The sequence below is a fragment of the Nonomuraea sp. MTCD27 genome (genome assembly GCF_041950495.1).
In the GTDB taxonomy this organism is placed as follows: domain Bacteria; phylum Actinomycetota; class Actinomycetes; order Streptosporangiales; family Streptosporangiaceae; genus Nonomuraea.
Genome location: NZ_JBGNUW010000010.1, coordinates 84,387 through 104,641, shown reverse-complemented (window position 1 = coordinate 104,641; position 20,255 = coordinate 84,387). Strand labels below are relative to the sequence as shown.

At 70.0% G+C, this 20,255-nt stretch carries 16 protein-coding genes and 1 tRNA gene; 7 read left to right on the top strand and 10 right to left on the bottom strand.

Annotation, left to right across the window (positions count from 1 at the left end):
* Positions 1-103: 103 nt before the first annotated feature.
* Positions 104-175, bottom strand: a tRNA-Gln gene (locus ACBJ59_RS28280).
* A 268-nt stretch (positions 176-443) separates the two neighbouring features.
* Between ACBJ59_RS28280 and ACBJ59_RS28275 the strand changes: the two genes are divergently transcribed.
* The 4 genes from ACBJ59_RS28275 (at position 444) to ACBJ59_RS28260 (ending at position 5,345) form a co-directional block, all read left to right on the top strand.
* Positions 444-1,382, top strand: coding sequence for an acyl-CoA desaturase (locus ACBJ59_RS28275; protein WP_364128923.1), 939 nt, complete (start codon positions 444-446; stop codon positions 1,380-1,382).
* Between the two features lie 43 nt (positions 1,383-1,425).
* Complete coding sequence (locus tag ACBJ59_RS28270; RefSeq protein ID WP_375113502.1) at positions 1,426-2,331, top strand: TetR family transcriptional regulator; 906 nt, start codon at positions 1,426-1,428, stop codon at positions 2,329-2,331.
* 118 nt (positions 2,332-2,449) lie between these two features.
* Complete coding sequence (locus ACBJ59_RS28265; RefSeq protein WP_375113272.1) at positions 2,450-4,510, top strand: RNA degradosome polyphosphate kinase; 2,061 nt, start codon at positions 2,450-2,452, stop codon at positions 4,508-4,510.
* Positions 4,503-5,345 carry an NUDIX domain-containing protein gene (locus ACBJ59_RS28260; protein ID WP_375113271.1) on the top strand — a complete coding sequence of 281 codons (843 nt, stop codon included), beginning with the start codon at positions 4,503-4,505 and terminating at the stop codon, positions 5,343-5,345. Before ACBJ59_RS28265 ends, ACBJ59_RS28260 begins: the two co-directional genes overlap by 8 nt.
* Here ACBJ59_RS28260 and ACBJ59_RS28255 read toward each other — a convergent pair.
* The 4 genes from ACBJ59_RS28255 to ACBJ59_RS28240 are packed head-to-tail and all read right to left on the bottom strand — an operon-like array spanning position 5,320 to position 9,155.
* Entirely contained in the window at positions 5,320-6,510 is a 1,191-nt protein-coding gene (locus ACBJ59_RS28255; protein ID WP_375113270.1) for a cytochrome P450, read from the bottom strand. The genes ACBJ59_RS28260 and ACBJ59_RS28255 overlap by 26 nt on opposite strands.
* A complete protein-coding gene (locus ACBJ59_RS28250) occupies positions 6,507-7,985 on the bottom strand; it encodes a CHAD domain-containing protein (RefSeq protein WP_375113269.1) in 1,479 nt (492 codons plus the stop codon). Before ACBJ59_RS28250 ends, ACBJ59_RS28255 begins: the two co-directional genes overlap by 4 nt.
* A gap of 52 nt (positions 7,986-8,037) precedes the next feature.
* Positions 8,038-8,388, bottom strand: a complete 351-nt coding sequence (locus ACBJ59_RS28245; protein ID WP_364128908.1) for a VOC family protein — start codon at positions 8,386-8,388, stop codon at positions 8,038-8,040.
* Positions 8,385-9,155 carry a trans-aconitate 2-methyltransferase gene (locus ACBJ59_RS28240; RefSeq protein ID WP_375113268.1) on the bottom strand — a complete coding sequence of 257 codons (771 nt, stop codon included), beginning with the start codon at positions 9,153-9,155 and terminating at the stop codon, positions 8,385-8,387. The genes ACBJ59_RS28245 and ACBJ59_RS28240 overlap by 4 nt, the downstream gene beginning before the upstream one ends.
* Before the next feature lie 56 nt (positions 9,156-9,211).
* Between ACBJ59_RS28240 and ACBJ59_RS28235 the strand changes: the two genes are divergently transcribed.
* Positions 9,212-9,718 (top strand): MarR family winged helix-turn-helix transcriptional regulator, encoded by a 507-nt coding sequence (locus ACBJ59_RS28235; RefSeq protein ID WP_375113267.1) that lies wholly within the window; start codon positions 9,212-9,214, stop codon positions 9,716-9,718.
* A gap of 372 nt (positions 9,719-10,090) precedes the next feature.
* On the opposite strand, the gene ACBJ59_RS28230 is transcribed toward ACBJ59_RS28235, so the two are convergent.
* The 4 genes from ACBJ59_RS28230 to rsmA all read right to left on the bottom strand — a co-directional run bounded on the left by ACBJ59_RS28230 (position 10,091) and on the right by rsmA (position 15,641).
* Entirely contained in the window at positions 10,091-11,956 is a 1,866-nt protein-coding gene (locus tag ACBJ59_RS28230; protein ID WP_375113266.1) for an ABC-F family ATP-binding cassette domain-containing protein, read from the bottom strand.
* A gap of 377 nt (positions 11,957-12,333) precedes the next feature.
* Positions 12,334-13,236, bottom strand: a complete 903-nt coding sequence (locus ACBJ59_RS28225) for a 4-(cytidine 5'-diphospho)-2-C-methyl-D-erythritol kinase (RefSeq protein ID WP_375113265.1) — start codon at positions 13,234-13,236, stop codon at positions 12,334-12,336.
* A 576-nt stretch (positions 13,237-13,812) separates the two neighbouring features.
* Entirely contained in the window at positions 13,813-14,424 is a 612-nt protein-coding gene (locus ACBJ59_RS28220; RefSeq protein ID WP_375113264.1) for an NlpC/P60 family protein, read from the bottom strand.
* A gap of 377 nt (positions 14,425-14,801) precedes the next feature.
* Positions 14,802-15,641, bottom strand: coding sequence for a 16S rRNA (adenine(1518)-N(6)/adenine(1519)-N(6))-dimethyltransferase RsmA (rsmA, locus tag ACBJ59_RS28215; RefSeq protein WP_375113501.1), 840 nt, complete (start codon positions 15,639-15,641; stop codon positions 14,802-14,804).
* Between the two features lie 91 nt (positions 15,642-15,732).
* Between rsmA and ACBJ59_RS28210 the strand changes: the two genes are divergently transcribed.
* On the top strand, positions 15,733-18,084 hold the full coding sequence (locus tag ACBJ59_RS28210; RefSeq protein ID WP_375113263.1) for a protein kinase: 2,352 nt from the start codon (positions 15,733-15,735) through the stop codon (positions 18,082-18,084).
* Positions 18,084-19,277, top strand: coding sequence for a hypothetical protein (locus ACBJ59_RS28205; protein WP_375113500.1), 1,194 nt, complete (start codon positions 18,084-18,086; stop codon positions 19,275-19,277). Before ACBJ59_RS28210 ends, ACBJ59_RS28205 begins: the two co-directional genes overlap by 1 nt.
* A gap of 95 nt (positions 19,278-19,372) precedes the next feature.
* Here ACBJ59_RS28205 and ACBJ59_RS28200 read toward each other — a convergent pair whose 3' ends face one another.
* Positions 19,373-20,185 carry a ubiquitin-like domain-containing protein gene (locus ACBJ59_RS28200; protein WP_375113262.1) on the bottom strand — a complete coding sequence of 271 codons (813 nt, stop codon included), beginning with the start codon at positions 20,183-20,185 and terminating at the stop codon, positions 19,373-19,375.
* Positions 20,186-20,255 lie beyond the last annotated feature (70 nt).

Genomic DNA, 20,255 nt, shown 5'->3' with positions numbered 1-20,255 from the left:
GTTCAGCGGCCCGTCGCAGCCTGCCCACTGGGCAGCTACCCTCCCGACACCGTGAGGATACCTGTCCTTCCCCCGAACATTCTCGGGGGGAGGCACCTCAGAGCTCCCGGAAGAGGACTCGAACCCCTACAAAGTGGACCAAAACCACTTGTCCTGCCGATTAGACGATCCGGGACGGATCGGACACGTGATGTCCGACACCCCCCTACGATACCGACCCCGCACCCTGGCGCGCGCCGGTAATTCTCCCTCACCCTCGCCTCGCCACGTCACTCGCGTAACAGACCCCCCGAAACGGCGCAAGACACGAAACCCACGCACCTCAGGCGTCGGAGCGTCACCTTCTCCACATTCCCGCCTTAGGCCTTCCTTACTTACGCTGGCGTAGGTTACGGTTGCGTAGACCGGACATTCATCCTCATACATGTCGTTGGAGGTCGCCCATGACCGTTCTTGCCGAGCGCTCATCATCTGCCCCGAAGCCCGACTTCGAACCCGAGCCGAAGTCCAAGTCCGAACTCGTCATCTTCGGCCTGGTCGTAGGGCTGCCCCTCGTCGCGATCGCGGCCGCCGTGCCGCTGGCCTGGGGGTGGGGACTCGGCTGGACGGACATCGCCATCGCCTTCGTCTTCTACGTCGTCTCCGGACTCGGCGTCACCGTCGGCCTGCACCGCTACTTCACGCACGGCTCGTTCAAGGCCAAGCGCCCGCTGAAGATCGCGATGGGCATCGCGGGCAGCCTGTCGCTGGAGATGTCCGTGCTGGACTGGGTGGCCACCCACCGCAAGCACCACAAATTCTCCGACAAGGAGGGCGACCCGCACTCGCCGTGGCGCTTCGGCCCTGGCTTCAAGAACATGGCCAAGGGCCTGCTCTACGCCCACATGGGCTGGCTGTTCGAGAGCGAGCGGACCAACCGGGAGAAGTACGCCCCCGACCTGTGCAAGGACCAGGACGTGCTCAAGCTGCACAAGTGGTTCGGCGCGCTCGCGCTCACCTCGATCCTGCTCCCCGGCGTGCTGGGCCTGCTGCTCACCTGGTCCTGGCAGGGCGGGCTGACCGCGCTGTTCTGGGGCTCGCTCGTACGCATCGGGCTGCTGCACCACGTGACCTGGTCGATCAACTCGATCTGCCACGTCTTCGGCGAGGAGGACTTCCAGGTCCGCGACAAGTCGCGCAACGTGTGGTGGCTGGCCATCCCCTCCTTCGGCGAGTCCTGGCACAACCTGCACCACTCCGACCCGACCTGCGCCAGGCACGGCGCGCTGAAGGGCCAGATCGACCTGAGCGCCGGCCTCATCCGGATCTTCGAGAAGCTGGGCTGGGTGTACGACGTCCGCTGGCCGACGCCTGAGCGTCTGGCGGCGAAGCGCATTGCCTGATGTCAATCAGGCGGTGAACGGCCATGGATCCGTGGCCGTCATTATGGAGACCGTGACCGAACCCCGATCCCGCAGACGTATGTCCGGTGCAGAGCGGAGAGAGCAGCTGATCCACATCAGCCGCACCCTCTTCGCCGAGAAGGGGTTCGACGGGACCTCTATCGAGGAGATCGCCGCTACCGCACAGGTGTCGAAACCCGTGGTGTACGAACATTTCGGCGGCAAGGAAGGCGTCTACGCGGTCGTCGTGGACCGCGAGATGCAGAAGCTGCTCGGCATGATCACCGAAGCCCTCGCCGCCTCCCACTCCCTGGTCAAGCTGGAGCGGGCCGCGCTGGCCCTGCTGCGCTACATCGAGGAGAGCAGCGAGGGCTTCCGCATCCTGGTGCGCGACTCGCACGCCGCCTCGGGCACCGGCACGTTCGCGAGCCTGATCAGCGAGATCGCGAGCCAGGTCGAGGACGTGCTGGCCGACGAGTTCGCCTCCCGGGGCTACGACCCCAAGCTGGCGCCGATGTACGCCCAGATGCTGGTCGGCATGGTCGCGCTGACCGGCCAGTGGTGGCTCGACGTGCGCAAGCCGGGTCGCGAGGAGGTCGCCGCCCATCTGGTCAACCTGGCGTGGAACGGCCTGACCGGGCTCAACCCCAACCCGGCGATCACCGCCACGAGCCGCGCGCACACGCCCGCGGTCAAGCCGCGCACCACCAACGAGAAGGAGCTGCGCGAGTTCGAGAAGGCCCGCGAGAAGGAGCTCAAGGAGGCGGAGAAGGCCCGCCAGCGGGAGCTCAAGGAGGCCGAGAAGGCCCGGGTGCGCGAGCTGAAGGAGCGCGAGCGGCTGCTCAAGGAGGCGGAGAAGGCCCGCGAGCGGGAGGAGAAGATCCGCCAGCGGGAGGCCCGGCTGGCCGAGCGGGCCGCCCGTCTCGAACAGGTAGATCATCCTGAGTGAGCCTTGAACGAGTAGGGCGTCAGGAGTGACGATTGGGTTGAGCAGGGCTGACCATCCGGGGTGAGCCGTTGCGGCTACGTTAACGTTCTGTTCAACCAAACGGGGCAATATACGCCATATGTCCGCGGAACCGTTCCAGCCTGCCAACGACCTGCCCCTACCACAGGAGCGGTTTCTCAACCGCGAAGAAAGCTGGCTCCAGTTCAACGAGCGCGTGCTCGAACTGGCCGAGGATCCCTCGCTGCCGCTGCTCGAACGGGTCCGCTTCCTCGCCATCTTCGCCAACAACCTGGACGAGTTCTTCAGAGTCCGTGTCGCCGGGCTCAAGCGGCGCATGGCGACCGGCCTGCTGCTGCGGACCAAGAGCGGGCTCAAGCCGCGCGAGGAGCTGGCCAGGATCGCCACGATCGCGGACGAGCTGGCCAGGCGGCACGCGGCGGCCTTCCACCAGCAGATCTGCCCGCAGCTCGCCGGCGAAGGCATCGAGATCGTCCGGTGGGACGACCTGGGCCGCGAGGAGCGTACTGAGCTGCGCAAGCTGTTCAGGGAGCGGATCAGGCCGGTGCTGACGCCGCTGGCCGTGGACCCCGCCCACCCGTTTCCGTATATTTCCGGGCTCAGCCTGAATCTTGCCGTCCTGGTGAGGAATCCGGCGACCGATCACACCGTGTTCGCCCGGGTCAAGGTTCCTTCGCAGCTGCCCCGGTTCGTGCCCGCGTCCAAGGACCGGTTCGTCCCGCTCGAGGATGTCATCGCCGCCCACCTCGGGCAGCTCTTCAAGGGCATGGAGATCCTCCAGCACCACGTCTTCCGCGTCACCAGGAACGAGGATCTCGACGTCGACGAGGACGTCACCGAGAACCTCATGCAGGCCCTGGAGAAGGAGCTGCTCAAGCGGCGGTTCGGCCCGCCCGTGCGGCTAGAGGTCGAGAACACCATCACGCCCGAGGTGCTGGCGCCGCTGGTGGAGGAGCTGGAGCTGGCCCCGCACGAGATCTACCGCCTGCCCGGGCCGCTCGACCTGTCGGGTCTGCACGCCATTGCCGACCTGGACCGGGGCGAGCTGAGCTACCGGCCGTTCGTGCCGGCCGAGGTGATCAACGCCGAGGACGACATCTTCTCGACCCTGCGCGAGCGCGACGTGCTGCTGCACCACCCGTACGACTCGTTCGCCACCAGCGTGCAGCGCTTCATCGAGGTGGCCGCCGAGGATCCCAGGGTCCTGGCGATCAAGCAGACCCTCTACCGGACCAGCGGCGACTCCCCCATCGTGAACGCCCTGATCGACGCGGCCGAGGCGGGCAAGCAGGTCGTGGTGGTCGTGGAGATCAAGGCCCGCTTCGACGAGCACGCCAACATCTCCTGGGCCCGCAAGCTGGAGCGCGCCGGCTGCCACGTCGTCTACGGCGTGGTCGGGCTGAAGACCCACTGCAAGCTCGCCCTGGTCGTCCGCCAGGAGCCGTCCGGCGAGCTGCGCCGCTACTGCCACATCGGCACCGGCAACTACAACCCCAAGACCGCCCGCCAGTACGAGGACTTCGGCCTGCTCACGGCCGACCCGCTGGTCGGCGAGGACGTGACGGACCTGTTCATCCACCTGACCGGCTACTCCCACCACTCCGCCTACCGGCGGCTGCTGGTGGCGCCGCACTCCATGCGCAGCGGGCTGGTGGCCAGGATCGAGCGGGAGATCGCCCACCAGCAGGCCGGGCGGCCCGCGCGGATCAGGATCAAGACCAACTCGCTGGTGGACGAGCCGATCATCGACGCCCTCTACCGCGCCTCCAGGGCCGGCGTCCCGGTCGACCTGTGGGTACGCGGCATCTGCATCCTCCGTCCAGGCATCCCTGACCTGTCGGAGAACATCCGAGTGCGTTCGGTCCTCGGGCGGTTCCTCGAACACTCCCGGGTGTACGAGTTCGGCCTCGGACGTCGGCCCGAGGTCTGGATCGGCAGCGCGGACCTGATGCGCCGCAACCTCGACCGCCGCGTGGAGGCGCTGGTCAAGGTGACGTCGCAGCAGCACAAGGCCTATCTCATCGAACTGATGGACCACGCCATGGCAGAGACCACGAACGCGTGGTGGCTCAACTCCGACGGCACCTGGGCCCGCCATCAGGGCGAGGACCTGCAGAGCCGTCTCATCGGCACCCGCCGCTGGAGGACCGTTGATGACTGACCTGCTCCGGGCAGCCGGAGCCGTGGTCTGGAGGGGCGAGCAGAGCAGCCCCGAGGTGGCCGTCATCCACCGCCCTGGCTATGACGACTGGACCTTCCCCAAGGGCAAGCTGAAGTCCGGGGAGCACGTGATCGCGGCGGCCCTGCGCGAGGTGCGCGAGGAGACCGGCCTGACCGTGCTGCTCGGCCGCGCGCTGCCGCCCGTCCACTACATGAGCACCGGCCGGCTCAAGCGGGTGGACTACTGGGTGGCGCAGGAGGCCGCCGACGGCGGGTTCGAGCCCGGTGACGAGGTCGACAAGCTGCGCTGGCTGCCGTTGGCGGAGGCCAGGCGGCTGCTGACGTACGAGTGGGACGTGGGGCTGCTGCGCGCCCTGGCCACCGCGCCGCTGGAGACCGTGCCCCTCGTCCTCGTACGGCACGGCTCGGCCGGCTCCAGGAGCGAGTGGACCGGCGAGGACGTCGCGCGCCCGCTGGACACCGACGGAGCCTCCCAGGCCTCGAACCTGGCCACCGCCCTGCCCGCCTACCGGCCCGAGCTGCTGCTGAGCTCGCCCAGCGCCCGCTGCGTGCAGACGCTGGAGCCGTACGCGGGCGAGGTCGGGGCCGACATCAGGATCGAGCCGCTGCTCAGCGAGGAGAGCCAGGATCCGCAGAAGACCCCCGCGCTGGTCGGGGACCTTTCCGCGCCCGCCGTCGCGTGCAGCCACGGCAAGGTGCTGCCCGGCCTGATCGAAGCGCTGAGCGGCAAGAGCGTGCACCTGCGCAAGGGCGCGTTCGCCGTGCTGCACAGGGCCGGCGGGCGCGTGGTCAGCGTCGAGCGCTATCCCACGTGACGGGCAACCGCGCGTACCCGTCGGCGATCCTCCCCTCGCTGCGCGGCAGCTCCGCCTCCGGGACGGCCGGCCGCAGGGTCGGGAAGCGCTGGAACAGCCTGCTGAACACCGCTTCCAGCTCGACCCTGGCCAGGCCGGCGCCGATGCAGAAGCGCGGGCCGTACCCGAAGCTCAGGTGCGGGTCGGTTTGCGGACGGCGCAGGTCGAACACATCCGGATCCGGATAGATCCGCTCGTCCCGGTTGGCCGCGCCCGGCATGATCACGACCGCCTCGCCCCTGCGGATCGTACGGCCGCCGATCTCGATGTCCTCGTGCGCGTACCTGGGCAGGCCGTGCAGGCTGGGCACGGCCATCCGGAGGATCTCCGCCACCGCGCCGGGGGCCAGCCCCGGATCGGCCTTGAGCAGGTCGAGCTGGTCGGGGTTGGCGAGCAGGAGCAGCACGCCGAAGTCGATGCGGTTGACCGTCGTCTCGTGCCCGGCGAACAGCAGCGCCGCGGCCAGGTCGGCGATCGTCCCGTCGTCGTCCAGCTCCTTCGCCAGGTCCGACAGGACGTCCTCGGCCGGCTCGCGCCGCTTGCGCTCGATCAGGCCGGCCATGTACGCGCTCAGCTCCTCCCTGGCGGCCTGGCTCTTCTCGGTGTCCAGCATGTCCCCCATGCGCTGGGAGACGCCGCCGAAGTACTCCCTGTCCTCGTACGGGACGCCCAGGAGCTGGCAGATGACCAGCACGGGGAGCGGGAAGGACAGCTCGGCGTGCAGGTCCGCCGGCGGCGAGAGCTTGGCGAGGTGGTCGAGCCGCTCGTCCACCAGCGAGCCGACGTGGTCGCCGAGCCGCTTCATGCGGCGCGCGGAGAAGGACGGCATGAACAGCTTGCGCATGCGGTCGTGCTCGGCCTTCTCCGTGGCCGCGTCGCCCTGGGGCCCGCCGAGCAGGGCGGACCCCGACAGACGCGCGGCCTTGTCCGGTTCCGGGTGCGAGCGTCCGAGCCGGCCGTCGTTGAACAGCGAGCGGGCGTCCTCGTACCCGCTCACCAGCCAGAACTCGTCGCCCATCCGGGTGCGTACCTTCGCGATGCCCTTCTCGGCCCGCAGTTCCCGGTACGCCTCGGGCACCTCGAGCAGACTGCTGCGTTCGAAGGGAATGGTAGGAAGGTGACTCATAGAACCTTCGTAACCGCTTTGAGCGTCTCCTTCCAGACCCTGGGGAACTCCGCGTGGGCGCGCTCGGCGGCATTGCGCTCGATCCCGATCAGCAGCCCGTAGGTGAACGTGTCCTCGCCCGCCTGCCGCGCGCTCTCCGCCTCCTTGGCCAGGGTCTCCTGCGCGACCACCCCGTCCTGGTAGGTCCCGAGAACCTCCTGGATGTCCTCGGACAGCTTCGCGAGCTTGCCCATGCCGCCACCCAGGCTCGGCTGGAGCGCTTCGGCGGTGTAACGAGCGCGTTTGGCCGCCTTGCGCACGTCGTGCATGGCGATCTCGCGGCGTTCCAGGTCGTCGATGGCCTGGGCGTGGTCGTACGCCTTGGTCACCCGCTCCCAGTTGGCCACCGCGATGGCGTGCAGCTTCTCCTCCGCCGGCTTGGCCGCGGCCTTGCCCAGGGCCGGGGCGGAGACGAGCTCGTCCAGCGCGTCGAGGAGGACGTAGTAGCGCTCCCCGCTGAGCACATCCTTGATCCGCCCGTACGCCTCCTCCTCGCGTCTCTGCAGGTCCGAGCCGAGCCGGGTCTGGATGGGACCCGTCACCAGCTCCGGCGCCAGGCCGGCCAGCATCTTGGCGTACCTGGCCCGGATCACCTCCAGGTCGCGGGCCTCGCCGAGCACGTTGCCGAGCCAGCGCAGCTCCTCCTGGAGCTCGCCGGTGTCGACCACGACGGTCTTGAACGCCTTGAGCGCGCTGCGCATCCGCCGGGAGGCCACGCGCATCTGGTGCACGGCGTCCTCCTCGGCCCGGCGGACCCGCGGATCCTGCGAGAGGAGGGCCTTGACCTGGCCGGACAGGTAGGCGATGACGACCTCGCCCGCCGAGCCCGGTTTCGTGGGGGCCGTGGGGAGTGGGGCGGGCTCGAGCAGTTTCGCTAGCTTGCTGGCCGCCTCGGACGGGCTGGCCCCGGCCTTCCTGAGCCGCTTGCCGACCTTGGCCAGCAGCGCCTGGCTGCCGCCTTCGAGGAGCTCGGCCTCGACCTCGCGCCACCGTACGACCTTGGGCTCCTCGCCGTACACGGTGCCCTTGACGCGGTCGTCGGCGATCTCGACCAGGCCGGTCTCGCCGTCGAGCAGGACCGTGACGGTTCTGCGGGTGTCCAGCTCGGCGACCGGCTGCAGCTCGGCGCCGCGGGTGTAGGCACGGACGAGTTCGGCCAGCTCATCGGGCACGACCTTGGTGCTGCGGGTGAGCGGGTGGGTGATCTCCTGGCGTACGCCCTTGGCCTTGGGCAGCTTCAGATGCCAGCCCGGATCGGCGCCACCCCGTCTTCGCCTGAGCGTGACGCCTCGGGAGGCCAGCCGCAGATCGGGCGTGTCGTAGTAAAGAGCCACGAGCTGGTAGCTCTTCGGGCCGACCACGTCCGCCAGTCCACTGAGGTCCGGGACCGCGTACTCCGGGGAAACGTCGAACTTGTCCTCGATCTCGATGCCCACTGCACCTCGCAAGAGTCCGATTTCGGACCATGATGCCACCGTTGGGTGAACATCACACGGGTTGCAGGAGTTCGATTCTGTTGCCGACCGGGTCAGAGACGTAGATCCGCCGGTATCCGGGGAACAGGTGGTCAGGGACGGCGTCGGGCAGCTTGGCGGCGTACGCGGCTAGATCGTCCACCAGGAAGGCGGGGTGGGCCTTGCGGGCGGGCCTGAAGTCGTCCTCGATGCCGAGATGGACCTCCACGCCGTCACCCCTGAACCAGGCGCCGCCCCGGTCGGCCAGCTCCGGCGGCTTGGGCACCTCGCGCAGGCCGAGGACACCCTCGTAGAACTCCCTTAACAGCGGCTCGCTGCCCCTCGGCGCGGCGAGTTGCACGTGGTGCAACCGGGTGATTCTCATCGCTGCGCCACCACGAAGATCCTTCTGAACGGGAAGGGCGTGCCGTAGCTCCTGGCCGGATAGGCCTCGGCGAGCGGCCCGGCCAGGTCCTGCTTGAACCGCCGCTGCTCGTCCGGGTCGAGGCGGTCCAGGATCGGGCGCAGGGCGGTGCCGGAGACCCAGTCGAGGACGGGGTTCTCCCCGTGCAGGATGTGCACGTACGTCGTCTCCCACGCGTCCGCCTGGGAGCCGCCGTCGTTGAGCATGTCGACGTATTCGAGGGGCTCGCCGACCGGGTTTCCCCTGGTGAACCCGCCGAGCTTGTCCGACCAGGCGCGGGAGGAGCACAGCTCGCGGATCGCGACGTGGCTGGGGGCGTCGAAGTTGCCCGGCACCTGGAAGGCCAGCCAGCCGCCCGGCGCCAGGTTCTCCATCCAGTGCTCCAGCACGTCGCGGTGCTCGGGCACCCACTGCAGGACGGCGTTGGAGATGATCACGTCCATGGGCCGGTCGGGGCGCCACATGGCGACGTCGGCGACCGCGAACCTGATCGGCGTCTCCAGCTTGCGGGCCTTGGTGATCATCGCAGGCGAGGAGTCGAAGCCCTCGATCGTCGCGTTGGGCCAGCGATTGCCCAGCTCCACGGTGAGTTCACCGCTGCCGCAGCCCGCGTCCACGACATAATCGGGCGCGACCGCCCCCACCCTGGAGATCAGCTCGATGAACGGCCGTGACCGCTCGTCCGCGTAGACGGCGTACGTCACAGGGTCCCAGATATCTCTTGACATGAAGATAATTGATATCGAGAGAGATATCTCGATGTCAAGACAGTACACTCTGTGTCATGACGGAGGATGCTAGAGACGAGGTCGATCGGCTCGTCGCGGCCTGGCGAACGGAGCGCCCCGACCTCGACGTCGAGCCGCTCCAGGTGCTCTCCAGGGTGTCACGACTGGCCAAGCATCTCGACCGGGCGCGGCGGGCGGCGTTCGCCGAACACGATCTGGAGCCGTGGGAGTTCGACGTGCTCACGGCGCTGCGGCGGGCCGGGAAGCCGTACGAGCTCAGCCCCGGAACCTTGCTGCGGGCCACGCTGGTGACCTCTGGGACGATGACGAACCGCATCGACCGCCTCGCCCAGGCGGGGCTGGTACGGCGACGGCCCGATCCCGAGGACCGGCGGGGGGTGCTGGTGTCGCTGACGGACACGGGGCTGGCGCGGGTGGATGCGGCGTTCGCGGACTTGTTGCGGCGGGAGCAGGAGTTGTTGTCGGGGTTGGGCGAGTCCGATCAGCGCACCCTCGCGTCCCTCCTCCGCACCCTCCTCGCCCCCTTCGACTCCCCCCGCTGACCCCCACCCGGGACGCTTTCCCGGGCCCCTCCCCGGGACACTTTCCCGGCGCCCTTCCCGCTTTCCCGGCGCCCTTCCCGGGACGCTTTCCCACTGACCCCGCGCCCGGGACACTCCACCCAAGTCACCTACATCCGCCACCACCCCACCCAGGCGGACCCGCCCTGCCGCCCCAGCTCAGGCGGGTTCGTCCCGTCCCACACCCACCCAGCCCCAGGCAACCCCGCCCAAGACCCACCAACCGAGGCGAGCCCCGCCGCACACCCACCCCAACTCAGGCGGACCCGCCTCGGGCCTGTTCAGGCCCGCTCCAGCGAACAGCCATGCGAAGTCAGCCATCCCCCGGAGCCCGGGACGCCGGCGGGCGTCCGGTCAGTCGCCCAGGCGGTCGGCCACTTCCAGCCACTCGGCCTCGATCGTGTCCTTCTGGGCCGTGATCTCGCGAAGCTGGGCATCCAGCGAGCCGAGCTTGGCGTAGTCGCTGGCCGCCTCCGCCATGGCGGCGTGGAGGCGGGATTCCTGGTCACCCAGCTTGTCGAGCTGGCGTTCGAGGCGACTGAGTTCCTTACGGAGCTCCCGTTCCTCCTTGGCCGACAGCCCACCGTCCTTCACCTGGCCGGACGTGTCGGGAGCCGCCGCTCCTGCGACCGTGCCGACGGTCGCCGGGCCACCGGACACCGCACCACCGGCGTCAGGACGGCCCGTCGTCGCGGCGGTGGCCAGGCGGGCGGTCACCGCCGTGCCCGCCGCGCGCCGTTCGAGGTATTCGTCCACCCCGCCCGGCAGCAGAGACAGCTTGCCGTCGCCGAGCAGCGCCACGGAACGGTCGGTCACCCGCTCCAGGAAGTAGCGGTCGTGGCTGACCAGGATCAGCGTGCCGGGCCAGCCGTCCAGCAGGTCTTCGAGCTCGTTGAGCGTCTCGATGTCGAGGTCGTTGGTGGGCTCGTCGAGCAGCAGGACGTTGGGGTCGTCCATCAGGAGCCGGAGCAGCTGCAGCCGCCGCCGCTCGCCGCCCGACAGGTCGCCGACCATCTTCCACTGCGCCTCACCCCGGAAGCCGAGGCGTTCGAGGAGCTGGGAAGCGGTCCACTCCCTCTTTCCGAGCTGGAGGTATTTGCGTACTTCCTCGACCGTCTCCAGCACGCGCCGCGTCGGGTCGAGCTCGGCCAGCTCCTGGGACAGGTGCGCCAGACGTACCGTCTTGCCGCGGACCACCCGCCCGGAGTCGGGCTTGATCGTGTCGGCGAGCAACCGCAGCACAGACGACTTGCCGGACCCGTTGACGCCGATCAGCCCGATCCGGTCACCCGGACCGAACTGCCACGTGAGGTGGTCGAGCACCAGCGGCCCGGTGTCCGGGCCGCCGGCGTGCAGGGTGACGTCTTCGAGGTCGTAGACGGTCTTGCCGAGCCGGGCCGCGGCGAACCGCATGAGCTCGACGGTCTCGCGCGCCGGGGGCTCGTTCGCGATCAGGGCCTGGGCGGCCTCGATGCGGAACTTCGGCTTGGACGTACGGGCGGGCGGGCCACGGCGCAGCCAGGCGATCTCCTTGCGCATGAGGTTCTGGCGGCGTTCCTCGGTGACCTGGGCGATCCGCGCGCGCTCGGCCTTGGCCAGCACATAGGCGGCATAACCACCTTCGTAGCGCTCGACCCGGCCGTCCACGACCTCCCAGGTGCGGGTGGACACGGCGTCGAGGAACCACCTGTCGTGCGTCACGACCACCAGCGCGCTCTTCTGCACCGCCAGGTGCCCGGCCAGCCACGCGATGGCCTCGATGTCGAGGTGGTTCGTGGGCTCGTCCAGCATGATCAGGTCGTGGTCGTCGATGAGCAGCCGGGACAGCGCCGTACGCCTGCGCTCACCGCCGGACAGATCACCGGCCCTGGAGTCGAGGTCGAGGTCGCCGATCAGGTTGGACAGAATCTCGCGGACCCGCTGATCACCGGCCCACTCGTGCTCGGCCAACCCGCCGAGGACCGTCTGTCGAATGGTGGCTGTGGGGTCGAGGTCGTCCTGCTGCGACAGGAACCCGACCCGCAGGCCACGGTTGTGGGTGACACGACCGCTGTCAGGTCGTACGGCTCCTGCGATGACCGAGAGCAGGGTCGTCTTGCCGCCGCCGTTGCGCCCGACGACGCCAATGCGTTCGCCGGCCTCCACACCGAGGGAGACGTCGCTGAGGAGTGGCTTGGGCCCATACGCATGGGAAACCGACTCAAGATTGACCAGATTCATGGCCTTCCCAGGGTATCGGCTCCCCACCGACCTCCCACCCGCCCAGGACGGGGTGGCAGGCGCGGGCCCGCCTTGGCCGGGATGGCAGGCGCGGGCCCGCCTTGGCCGAGGCATCGCCGCAAGCCCTCGTGGGCGGGGGGCTTGGTCTGGTATCGCGGCACGCCCTCGTCCACAGCACCACCACAAACGGATCATCTGCGGCATCAGCGCACCGGATCGGCTGCGACATCACCGCAAGCGGATCGGCTGCGACAGCAGCGCAACTGGACCGCCTGCGACACCCACCGGGAGCGGGCAGGCGGCGCATGTATCCGGGGGATCTCGCGCAGGCCCGGAGGCCGCCCCGGGCCTGCGCGCGTTGGGGTGGGCGGCCGGGGTCAGACCAGGGTGGCGCCGTGGACGGGGCCGTGGGCGGCTACCGCGGTGTGGGCGGCGCCGGTGCTGGTCAGGCTGTGGGCCAGGTCGCGGGCGTGGGTGGCGTCGATGGCCAAGAAGGCGCAGGTCGGGCCCGAGCCGGAGACGATCGCGCCCAGCGCGCCGTGCTGGCGGCCCGAGTCGAGGGTGGGTGCCAGCTCGGGGCGAAGGTTGAGGGCAGCGGACTGGAGGTCGTTGCTCAGGTGGGTGCCGAGGGCGTAGGCGTCGCCGGTGCCGAGGGCCTCCATCAGCGAGTCGTTCAGCTGGGGCCAGGGGACGTCGGCTCCGGACGCCTCCCTGAGGCGGTCGCACTCGGCGTACACACTCGCCGTCGAGAGGCCGCCGTTGGCCAGCGCGAACACCCAGTGGAACGTGCCCCCGGTGGGCAACTCGCTCAGCTGCTCACCGCGCCCGGTGCCGACCGCCGTGCCGCCGATCAGCGAGAACGGGACATCGCTGCCGAGGTCTCCGGCGATCTCCATGAGATCTTCCATGGGCAGCCCCAAACCCCACAGCTCGTTGCAGGCGACCAGCGCACCGGCGGCGTCGGCACTGCCGCCCGCCATGCCACCGGCCACGGGGATGTCCTTCTGGATGATGAGATCGGCGCCATAAGTGCGACCCGCGTGTTTGGCGAGCGCGCGAGCGGCCCGGATCGCCAGGTTGCCGTCGTCGGTGGGCACCTGGTCGGACCACTTACCGTTCACCTGCACGGTGATCGACTCGGACTCCTTCGCCACCACCTCATCGAAGATCGATACTGCGTGGAAGACGTTGACCAGGTCGTGGTAGCCATCTTCCCTGAGCGGGCCGACAGAAAGCTGCACGTTGACCTTCGCGGGCACACGTACGGTCACCGAACTCATCGATCTTCTGCCACTCTCATCACTTGCCGGGGTCAAGGACACTCGATGTTATCGGGGCACGCTGCCCTGACATGCGGTTCTTGAAATATGACCCGGGGTCCTGCCGACTCCTCAACACAGAGAGTCAAGATAGTAGGCATTTGCCCGATCCTCGCAAGTCACGAAGAGTGATTCGGTCAGATGGTGGTTCCGGCACCGTGAACTACCTGGTGAATACGCCAGTTGCGGGAGCCTATGGGGGGAGGGGTTGCGGGGTTCTCGGGGTCGCTGGTCCCCTGTCCTCTGAGCGCGGGGGGCGGATGTGACCGGTCGTGAAATGGCAGGCGTCTCAAGAGACGGTCAAGTTCCGAGACGGTCATGGGCTGACGGTCGTGAGCTGATGGTCAGGGGCCTGACGGTCAGGCCGTCCTTGTGGCGCTTGTGTGCGGCTGTGACGCTTTGGTGGGTCGGACGGCTTGGGGGCTGTGACGCTTACGGCGGATCTGACGCTTGGGCGGGTCTGATGCTTGAGCGGCTGTGACGCTTAGGGCGGGTCTGATGCTTGGGCGGCTCGGAGACGGTCGAGGGGTGCGTCAGTCAGCCTGGGCGTACGGCGCCTCGGAAGGTGGTGCGGTAGTAGGGCGTGTTGAGGAAGTTGGTTCTTCTGACCACGTCGCCTGTCCTCGGGGCGTGGATCATCAGACCTCCTCCCAGGAACAGGGCCACGTGGGTGGGGTCGCCCGTGCCGCCGCCGAAGAAGAGCAGGTCGCCTGTACGGCGGGCGGCGAAAGGGATCTTGCGGCCCTGGCGGAACTGGGTGCCTGTGTAGTGGGCCAGCCGTATGCCCGCTCTGGACCAGGCGTAGAGGGTGAGGCCGCTGCAGTCGAAGCCTCTGGTGGAGGCTCCCCTGCCTATCCCGAGGGTCGGGCCCTTCACTGAGCCTCCACCCCAGGAGAAGGAGACGCCGAGCTGGGTCAGGGCGGCTGCGGCTGCGATCTGGCCCCTAGTGAGGAGTTTCTGCTTGTTCTTGGTCAGCAGGAGCTTGGCGGGGGTTGCGGCTCGGGTGAGGGTGGCGGCGATCTGGGTTTGAGTGGCGGATCGGGTCGGAGTGGCTGCTCGGGCGGCGGTCGTGGTCAGGGTGGTGGTGAGGACGGCTGTCAGCAGAGCTCCGCTGAGGGTGAGCCAGAGGGAGACGATGGGGTCGGTCATGGGTGGCCTCCGGGTTGATCGGGGTGGGAGGCCAGGATCGGCTGGTGGGAGGGGGCGGGGATGGGCCGAGCGCGGTTCTGTGGACAGCGGGGATGGTCAGCTGCGGGGCTGTGGACAGCGGGCGTAAGCGGCTGCGGTTTCGGCGGACAGCGGGCGTAAGCAACTGCGGGGCTATGGACGGCGGGGTGAGGCGGGTGCGGTTCTGTGGGCGGCGGGGGCGGCCGGCTGCGTTCTGCGGGCAGCCTGGGCGGTCGGCTGCGGGGCTGTGGACAGGGGGCCTCAGGGCAGGAGGGGTGGGCGCTGCGGGGCTGTGGACAGGGCCTCAGGGCAGGAGGGTTGGGCCTCCGGCCCCGGGGCCGTTCAGATGGGTGTGCCGTTCAGGGTCTGAGCTCGGCTATGCGGGCGAAGGCGTGGATGTCCAGCTGTTCGCCCCTCGCCGATGGGTCCACGCCGGCTGCGCGCAGGGTGCGTTCCGCGTCGGCGGGGCTGCCGGCCCAGGAGGCGAGGGCCGCTCGCAGTGTCTTGCGGCGCTGTGCGAAGGCGGCGTCCACCACCTCGAAGACCTCCTCGCGCGAAGCCGTCGTGGCCGGTGGGTCGCGGCGGATCAGGGAGACGAGGCCGGAATCGACGTTGGGGGCGGGCCAGAAGACCGTGCGGCCGACCTGGCCCGCTCGGCGTACGTCCGCGTACCAGGCCGCCTTGACCGACGGCACCCCGTACACCTTCGAGCCCGGGCCGGCGGCGAGCCGGTCGGCCACCTCCGCCTGCACCATGACCAGGCCCTTGCGCAGCGACGGGAGAGCCTCCAGGACGTGCAGCACCACGGGGACGGCCACGTTGTACGGGAGGTTGGCCACCAAGGCCGTGGGGACGTGGCCCGCCAGGTCATCGAGGGTGATCTTCATGGCGTCGGCGTGAACGACCGTGAGCTTGTCGGCCGCGTCGCGCTCGGCCACGGTGATGGGGAGTTGGCCGGCCAGCACCGGGTCGATCTCGACGGCGACCACGTGCGCGGCCGACGGCAGGAGCGCGAGGGTCAGCGAGCCGAGGCCCGGCCCCACCTCTATGACCACGTCATCAGGGGACAGATCGGCCACGCGGACGATGCGCCGGACGGTCCCTGCGTCGATCACGAAGTTCTGGCCAAATTTTTTTGTCGGGCGAAGATCTAGCTTGTTCGCCAAAATACGTATTTCTGCAGGGCCCAACAGCCTCATCATCCAATCAGTCTCTCGCATCGAAGAACGTGTGATGGCGGATGGGGAGACCAAAGGAGAGGATGGCGTGGAACAGGAAGGAACGTCCCTCATGGAGCCAACGGGCGCCGCGCCGCTCCGGCCGACCGACCTGCGGGAGATCGGGCCGTACCGGCTGCTGGGGCGACTCGGCGAGGGCGGGATGGGAACCGTGTTCCTCGCGAGGGCACCCACGGGGCGTTTCGTCGCGCTCAAGGTGGTCAAGGCGGAGTTCGCCAATCAGGAGGGTTTCGCGGCCCGGTTCCATGCGGAGGTGGAGAACGCCCGCCGGGTGGCGTCGTTCTGTACGGCCCAGGTGCTGGACAACGGCAACACCGGGGACGGGCGCCCGTACATGGTGACCGAGTACATCGCGGGCACTCCCCTGTCGGACCAGATCTCGAAGTACGGGGCCCTGGACCCGGGGCCGTTGCACGGCGTCGCGCTGGGGGTCGCGGCGGCACTGGCGGCGATCCACGTGTCGGGCCTGGTGCACCGGGACCTGAAGCCGGCGAACGTGATCCTCTCGCTGTCGGGGCCGCGCGTGATCGACTTCGGCATCGCGCGGGCGCTCGACCGGGAGACGGGGTTCACGCTCTCCGGCGAGCTGCTGGGGAGCCCGGGATGGTGGGCGCCCGAGCAGGTACGGGGGGAGGTCGTCAGCCCGGCGGCCGACATCTTCGCCTGGGGCTGCCTGATTGCCTACGCAGGGAACGGGCGGCATCCGTTCGGGCGTGGCGACCCCATCACGCTGGCCACGCGCGTGCTGAACACCCCGCCCGACCTGGGCGCGCTGCCGGCGCCGCTCAACGAGCTCGTACGGCGGGCCACCTCGATGGACGCCGCCCTGCGGCCCACCGCGCAGGATCTGCTGATCGCCCTGGTGGGGGGCACTGCGCCCGCACCGGCGGCGGTGGCCGATCCGCCGACCCTGGTGGCGACCGAGATGCTCAGCGACTGGCAGCCGCCGCAGAACGTGGTGGACGAGCCGGACATCACGGCCACGTTCACGACGCCGCCGCCGAGTGATGCGACGGGGCGGGCGCCCAGCGTGCCGCCTGCGGCATTCGGCGCGGAAGGTGCGGGGGGTGCGGGGGGTGCGAGGGGCTCCAACCCGGCGAAGTCCGGTCCGGCAAGGTCCGGTCCGGCGGCTGGGGGTGCGCCGGCCGCTGGTGGGCGTGCGCCGGCTTCCGGTGGGCGGGCGCCCACCAACCCGGCGACCGGTCCCGCGTCAGCGCCCGGTGCGTCCAGTTCGCCGGGTTCTCTCGGCGCGGCCGGCGCGACCGGCGTGCCGGGTTCCGGCGAGGCGGCGAATGTGCCGTCGCAGGGTGCCGCGTCGGTGGAGGAACTGGCTCGGCGGGAGGAGGCGGCGGCCAAGGAGGAGCTGGCACGCTGGAAGGTTCCCGACCAGGCGCCGCCGAGGGAGCCGTTGCGGGAGCGGGCTCGGGGGCTGTTCCGCTCCGGAGGGGCGTCCCGGCGGGAGTCGGAGCGCGCCAAGGAGGGGCAGCAGCAGCCGACGCAGGGCAGCGAACGCGGCCAGTCGGCGCAGGGGCATGAGCAGGCTCAGGCGTGGCAGCAGGGCCAGCCGGTCCAGGAACGCGAGCAGGCGCGGCAACCAGGCCAACCGGCCCAGGAGCGCGGGCAGGCGCAGGAGCGCGGGCAGGCGCGGCAGCAAGGCCAGCAGGGCCAGCCGGTCCAGGAGCGTGGGCAGGCGCGGCAGCAAGGGCAGCCGGTCCAGGAACGCGAGCAGGCGCGGCAGGCGGCCCAGGAGCTCGTACCGCCGTGGCAGCAGGGGCAGGCGGCACAAGTACGGCAAGGGAGCGGCTTAGGCACCGAGACCCAGCCGGGCGGCCGGACCGCCCCCGCGGTCGCCGGTGACGAGCCCGACACCCTCGGCGGAGCGCGCACGCCGGGCACCCGGTGGCTGATCGCCGCCGCGGCCGCCGTGCTGGCCATCGTCGTGACGGTGGCCGTGCTGATCGTCACCTCCGCGCGCAACACCGTCACGACCGCCACCCCGGGCACCCCGTCCCAGGTCGCGACCAGCTCCGGTCCCAACAACGTGGGCCGCAGGTTCGCACTGGGCGGCAACTTCGACGACCCCGTCGCGATCGTCGCGACGGCGCCCGAGTGCGGGCTGAAGGAGTACGAGGGCACGGTCTCCGCCGAGGGCCAGCTCTGCGTGATCCGCTGGACGATGCTCAACCCGGGCGGCGAGCGCCGGGTCCTGGTCCAGCCCGTGGTCACCATGGTCGACGACCGGGGCGGCGAGCACGACGCGGCTCCGGTGACGCTGCCTCCGGCGATCCTGCCGGGCGCGCGGGTGGACAGCGCGTTCGTGTTCGACCTGGCCACGTACCGCAAGCCCGTGAAGATGACGGCCACCATGCTCGAGAACGGCAAGCAGATCGAGGTGGGTCTGTGATGGTCAGATCCGCGCTCCTCGCGCTGGCGCTCGCGACGGGGGTGCCGGGCCTCGGCGCCACCACCACGGCCGTGGCCTGCGCCGGGGTCGCCGACTTCGACGGTGACGGCGTGGACGACGTGGCCGTGGGCGATCCGTTCGCCGACGAGCAGAAGGGAGCGGTGCACGTCCTGTCCGGGGGGAAGGTCGTGCCGGTCAGCGTTCCGGGGCTGGCCGAGGGCGACGGCTTCGGCTGGTCCGTACGGCTGGCGCAGGTTAACGGCGACGCCTGTGCCGACCTGGTGATCGGCGCCCCCTACGCGGACGTCGACGGCGCCGAGGATGCCGGGGCCGCGTACGTGGTCTACGGCGGCGGCGCCACGCCCCCGCAGCGCCTGGCCCCGCCCCAGCCCCAGCAGTTCGCGCACTTCGGCTGGTCGCTGGCCGCCCGCGGCGACCTGGTCGCGATCGGCGCGCCGTACGAGGACGAGGCCCAGCTCCTCGACGTGGGCGCCGTCTACGTGCGCAAGGGCGCGGGCGAGCTGCGCCGGATCAGCCAGGAGACCGTGGACGTGCGGGGGAACAGCGAGGTGGGCGACCAGTTCGGCTGGTCGATGGCGTTCGGGCCGAAGAACGGGCTGGTCGTCGGCGTCCCGTACGAGAACGACGACGGCGCGGGCCGCCAGATCGAGGCCGGCAAGATCGACTCGGGCTCGGTCGTCTTCATCGACGACGTGCTGGCCCCGAAGATCACCTCGTTGAAGCTGGACTCCCCGACCAACGCCTCCGGCGACCGGTACGGGTACGCGGTCGCGTACTCCGAGGGCTCCGGCTACGCCGTCAGCTCGCCGGGCCCCGGCAGCGTCCAGCTCCTGGACCCCGCCAGGAAGCCCACGAGGACGGTGACGCAGGCCGGCAAGCAGGCGTTCGGGTTCTCGATGGCGGCCTCGGCCGACGGCCGGCTGGCGATCGGCGCCCCGTACGGCGGGGGTGTCCGGGTGGTGTCGTGGAAGGACGCCTCCGAGGACCGGAGGCTGGCCACCAAGGACGGGCTGTTCGGCTGGGCGGTGGCCTTCAGCGGCAACAAGCTGTACGTGGGACAGCCGGACGCGGCTCCGTCCGGGAAGGTCGCGGTGGCCGGGCGGAACGCCGAGACGCTGGAGCCGCTCCAGCCGCCCAAGGGAGCCGACTTCGGGGTGTCCATATCCGGTTAGGGAAGGTCAGGGGCCGAACAGGCGGTCGCCGTATCCGGTCAGGGGTCAGGGGTCAGGGGCCGGACAGGCGGTCGCCGTATCCGGTCAGAGAAGGGTCAGGGGCCGAACAGGCGGTCGCCGCAGTTCGGCCACTGGCCCTGCCACTTGCCGCCCACCTGCTGGTAGAGGACCTGCGCCCGGTAGGTCTGCTCCTCCACCGGCCAGGTGGTCGGCAGTCCCATCCCGCCCACGGCCTGCCACATGACCAGGCTGAACTGGTACATGCCGTAGTAGGGCCCGTTCGGGTTGTACGCCTGCGGGTCGCCCTGGGACTCGCACTCGGCCAGGGCCGGCCAGTTGAGCTGGGCGATGGCGGGCTGGATCGGTACGGTCCGGGGTGGGGTGACGGTGATGACCGTTCCGTCCTTGGGGAAGCTGCCCAGGGGCGGGCTCACCTGGTACCCGCGCCGCAGCCCGATGCGCTTCTGCCTGAGCACCTCGCGCACCGTTCTCGCCGTCGTACGCGAGGTCAGCCGCGTGGTGCCCGCCACCACGTACACCTTCCGCCTGGTGTAGACCGTCAGCTCCATCCCCTCCAGCGGCACCGCGTCGCCGCGCGGGGCCGACAGCTTGCCGGCGGCGGGGGTGATGTCGAGCTCGGCCAGGGCGTCGCCCACGTTCGTGGCGGTGACCAGGTGCGTGCTGGTGCGGCCGTCGAGGGTCAGGGTGAGGGGGCGGGCGCGGCGCACCTCGATCGTGGTGCCGTCGGCGACCGCCTCCTGGGAGGACGGGCGTACGACGTCGCCGTACTCCACCGGCACCCCGGCGTCGGCGAGCACCTCCGCCACGGTCCCGCCGAAGGCGCGGACCGGCGTACGCTCGCCGTCCACCACCACTATGACCTCTTTGACCAGGAATGACACGGTCACGAGTGCACCAACGGCCACCGCGCCGGCCAGGCACACGACCGGCGTCCACGCAGAACGCCACGGGATCGGC